The sequence below is a fragment of the Nocardioides sp. genome (assembly GCF_035429765.1).
In the GTDB taxonomy this organism is placed as follows: Bacteria; Actinomycetota; Actinomycetes; order Propionibacteriales; family Nocardioidaceae; genus Nocardioides.
In genome coordinates this window covers 1-3,699 of record NZ_DAOMFK010000258.1, presented here as the reverse complement: position 1 = coordinate 3,699, position 3,699 = coordinate 1, and the positions used below count along the sequence as shown (strand labels likewise).

The window sequence follows — 3,699 nt, the reverse complement described above, 5'->3', positions numbered from 1 at the left end:
CACGGCGGAGCCGCCGTCGGCCGCCGTCGCGAGCCCCGCCGCCAGGGACTGCCGGCCGGTGGCGGCGACGGCGATTCGCCGATGGTCCATGGACCCATGATGCTGTACCGTGAGGGAGGGGGAACGTCGCCCGTCCGAGCACGGCGCGACACCAGTCTCGGGCCCTTCCCGCGACCTGGCGCAACCGATCGGTGACGGGGGACGTCCCACCGGCAGCGGACGCACTCCGCCGTCCGCACCGTTCACGGGAGAGGCACCGCCATGAAGCTCCGTCGCACCCCACGAAGGGTTCTCGCCCCGGTCGCCGCGGCCGCAGCCGCTGCGCTCACGGGAGCCCTCGTCGCCACCACCCCCGCGCAGTCCGCCCCTCCGGTCGAGGACTGCGCAGCCCCCTACCCGATCGCGGACCTCGTCCCCGACCAGCCCGTCACCGGGCTCACGGTCTCGAAGGGGACCACGCCCGAGCCGTTCACCGGGCAGGTGATCGGCGTCCTGGACAACGGCATCGGCCCCGGGCTGGAGATGGTGATGGTCCGCCTCACCTCGACCGAGATCGACCGGGTGGGCGGCATCTGGGCCGGGATGTCCGGTTCGCCCGTCTACGCCGCCGACGGACGCCTGATCGGCGCCGTCGCCTACGGCCTGGCCTGGGGCCCCTCGCCGGTCGCGGGCGTGACCCCGTTCGAGGACATGGACGACTACCTGGCCGCCGCCCCCACCAAGGTCCGGGTGCCGCGCGCCGACGCACGCAGCATCGCCGCGGCGACCGACGTGACGGCGGCCCAGGCCCAGCAGGGCTTCGCCGAGCTGCCGCTGCCCCTGACCGTCTCCGGGGTCAGCGCCGCCCGGCTCGCGAACGTCAAGGACCGCCCCTACCTGGACAAGACGGCCCACGCGACCAGCGGCTCCTCCGCCGCGGTCACCGCCGGGCCCGAGACGCTGGTCGCCGGCGGCAACCTCGCCTTCGGTGCGGCGTACGGCGAGGTCTCCATCGCCGCGACCGGCACCGTCACCTCGGTGTGCGGGGGCAAGGTCGTGGGCTTCGGCCACCCCGCCACGTTCGGTGGCACGGTGACCGCGGGGCTGCACCCCGCCGACGTGCTCTACGTGCAGGAGGACTCGCTCGGGGCGCCGTTCAAGGTGTCGAACATGGGCGCTCCCGTGGGCACCATCACCGACGACCACCAGACCGGCGTCACCGGCACGTTCGCGTCGGTCCCGGTGCCGGCGACCGTCAGCTCGACGGTCACCTACGGCAGCCGCAGCCGCACGGGCGTGAGCGAGGTGGAGATGCCGTCGTACGCCGCCAACACCGTGTACTACCAGGTCGCGGGCAACCACGACCGCGTGGTCGACGGCTACTTCCCCGGCTCGGAGAACGAGTCCTTCGTGGTCACCGGCACCGGCCCGACCGGAGCACCGTTCACCGTCGACCTCTCCGACCGCTACGTCTCCTCGGAAGCCATCAGCGACGCGGTGTCCTACGAGAACGCCGACACCGTGTGGTACCTCTCGCGGCTGCCCGGCGTCACCATCGGCTCGGTGACCACCGACGGGACCGTGGTCAACAACGCCAACACCTGGACGGTCGCCTCGCTGGAGTACCGCGCCGGCGGCAGCTGGATCCCGGTGGCGCCGCGCGGGCGGGTGCTCGGCACGGCGGGGACGACGCTGAGGCTGCGGGCGGTGCTGTCCGGCACCGACGACGCAACCCGCAAGGTCGCCCTCTCGGTGGACCTGCCGCGGACCCTCGCGGGCACGCGGGGCAGCCTGGAGCTGGTCGGGGGCGGAGAGCTCTACACCAGCTACTGGGACGCCCAGAGCCTGAAGCAGTTCCTGAAGCTGGCCCGGGCCGACGTGCGCAACGACGCGGTGGTCGCCCAGCTCTACGCCGACACGGGCGGGCGCGGCACCACCCGGACGGTGGAGTCCGCCCCCACCCAGCGGGTGGTCCAGGGGATGAAGGGCTTCCGCCTCGTCGTGCAGTAGCACGTGGGGGACGTCACGGCCGCGCGGACGCGGTGCGCCCGGGCGCGCAGCGGTAGGGTGTAAGAGACAAAAGAGGCTCGCTCTCTTACACCCACCGCAGCCCGGGCGACGACGGCCGGGCGGAAGGACACCCGGCATGAACACGCAGTTGCACCTGGCCTACGGGATCGTCGCAGGACGCGCCTGGTCGGCCGAGGACCGCGCCCTCCTGCGCAGCGTCGAGCTGGCCAGGAAGGAGTCGCGCCGCAACCGGCGTGAGCGCCGGGACCGCGAGCACTGACCGCCACGAGGTCCGTGGGCGTCGTCCAGGCGCTACCGTCGCGCCATGACGACCGACGCCGACCTGCGGGTGCGCCGCCTGCCCGAGAAGCAGGTGACCGACCGCGCGGTCCTGCACGCCCTGCTCGACGAGGCCCTGGTGGCGCACGTGGCGGTGGTGCGTGACGGGCTGCCGCTGGTGCTGCCCTTCGCGTGCGCCCGGGACGGCGACGCGCTGCTGCTGCACGGGTCGACCGGGGCGGGCCTGCTCCGGCTGGCCGGTCGCACCCCGGTGGCCGTGGCGGTGACCCACCTGGACGGGCTGGTCTTCGCCCGCTCGCTGTTCGAGAGCTCGATGCACTACCGCAGCGCGGTGGTGCTGGGGGAGGCCGAGGTGCTCACCGGTGAGGCCGCGGCGGCCGCGCTGGTGGTGCTCACCGAGCACCTGATGCCCGGGCGGGCCGCCGAGGTGCGGGCGAACAGCCGCAAGGAGCTCGCCGCCACGCTGGTGCTGCGGGTCCCGCTGGACCGGTGCAGCGTCAAGGTCAGCGACGGGCCGGCCGAGGACCCCGAGGACGGGGAGTCCCGGCTGGTGTGGGCGGGTGTGCTGCCGCTGTCCGTGCAGGCCGGCACGCCCGCGCCGAGCCCCGACGTCCCTGCCGGCGTACCGCTCCCGGCGTCGGTACGCCGTGCCGCCGCCCGCGGCGCCGGCGGGGCGGTCAGTCCACGGTCACGGAGGTGATCGTGACCGCCTTCTTCGGGTGCCCGTCGCCCGGCCCGAAGCTGTTGTCGGTGCCCGCCCGGGCGATCGTGGTGAGCGTTCGTACGGCGGCATCGTCGACCCTGCCGAAGACCGTGTACTGCGGACCGATCGGCGTGTCGCCGTACACGACGAAGAACTGGGAGCCGTTGGTGTCGGCGCCGTTGTTGGCCATGGCCAGCGTCCCGGCGGGGTACCGCTCGGACCCCGACAGCTCGTCGGCGAAGCGGTAGCCCGGCCCCCCGGTCCCCGTGCCGGTGGGGTCGCCGCACTGCAGGATGTAGAACCCGCCGGTGGTCAGCCGGTGGCACGGCGTGTCGTCGTAGTACCCCTGCTCGGCCAGCGAGAGGAAGGAGTTCACCGTGCAGGGGGCGGCGTCGGCGTCCAGGGTCGCGTGCAGGTCGCCCTGGGTGGTCTGGATGGTCACCGGCACCTGACCCGTCTCCGCCGGCCTGGCCGGCGGTGGGGACACCGTGCGCGCCGCCTTGCCGGGGGTGGCCGGGTACTCGCAGGTGACGCGGCCCGCGGCCCCCGTGGCGGCCGACCCGCCCGAGGACGTCCCGGCCGAGCCCGGCGAGCCGGAGCCCGGGGAGCTCGCCGCACCCGAGGACGAGCCGGCGGGGGAGGGGGAGGCGGTGCTGGTGCCGTTGTGCGGCGAGGACCCGGAGAGCGGGAGGACGGCGAGGACGGGG

At 74.3% G+C, this 3,699-nt stretch carries 5 protein-coding genes; 4 read left to right on the top strand and 1 reads right to left on the bottom strand.

Features of this window, described 5'->3' with window-relative positions:
- The first annotated feature begins 261 nt into the window (after positions 1 to 261).
- From PLP61_RS15755 to PLP61_RS15745, 3 genes are all read left to right on the top strand, one after another.
- Entirely contained in the window at positions 262 to 1,989 is a 1,728-nt protein-coding gene (locus PLP61_RS15755) for a hypothetical protein (RefSeq protein ID WP_324503705.1), read from the top strand.
- A 136-nt stretch (positions 1,990 to 2,125) separates the two neighbouring features.
- Entirely contained in the window at positions 2,126 to 2,269 is a 144-nt protein-coding gene (locus PLP61_RS15750) for a hypothetical protein (RefSeq protein WP_324503704.1), read from the top strand.
- 45 nt (positions 2,270 to 2,314) lie between these two features.
- Positions 2,315 to 2,989 (top strand): pyridoxamine 5'-phosphate oxidase family protein, encoded by a 675-nt coding sequence (locus PLP61_RS15745; RefSeq protein WP_324503703.1) that lies wholly within the window; start codon positions 2,315 to 2,317, stop codon positions 2,987 to 2,989.
- On the opposite strand, the gene PLP61_RS15740 is transcribed toward PLP61_RS15745, so the two are convergent.
- Positions 2,967 to 3,440, bottom strand: coding sequence for a peptidylprolyl isomerase (locus PLP61_RS15740; protein WP_324503702.1), 474 nt, complete (start codon positions 3,438 to 3,440; stop codon positions 2,967 to 2,969). The genes PLP61_RS15745 and PLP61_RS15740 overlap by 23 nt on opposite strands.
- 40 nt (positions 3,441 to 3,480) lie before the next feature.
- Between PLP61_RS15740 and PLP61_RS15735 the strand changes: the two genes are divergently transcribed.
- A partial coding sequence (locus PLP61_RS15735) for a hypothetical protein (RefSeq protein WP_324503701.1) occupies positions 3,481 to 3,699 on the top strand: 219 nt, incomplete at its 3' end.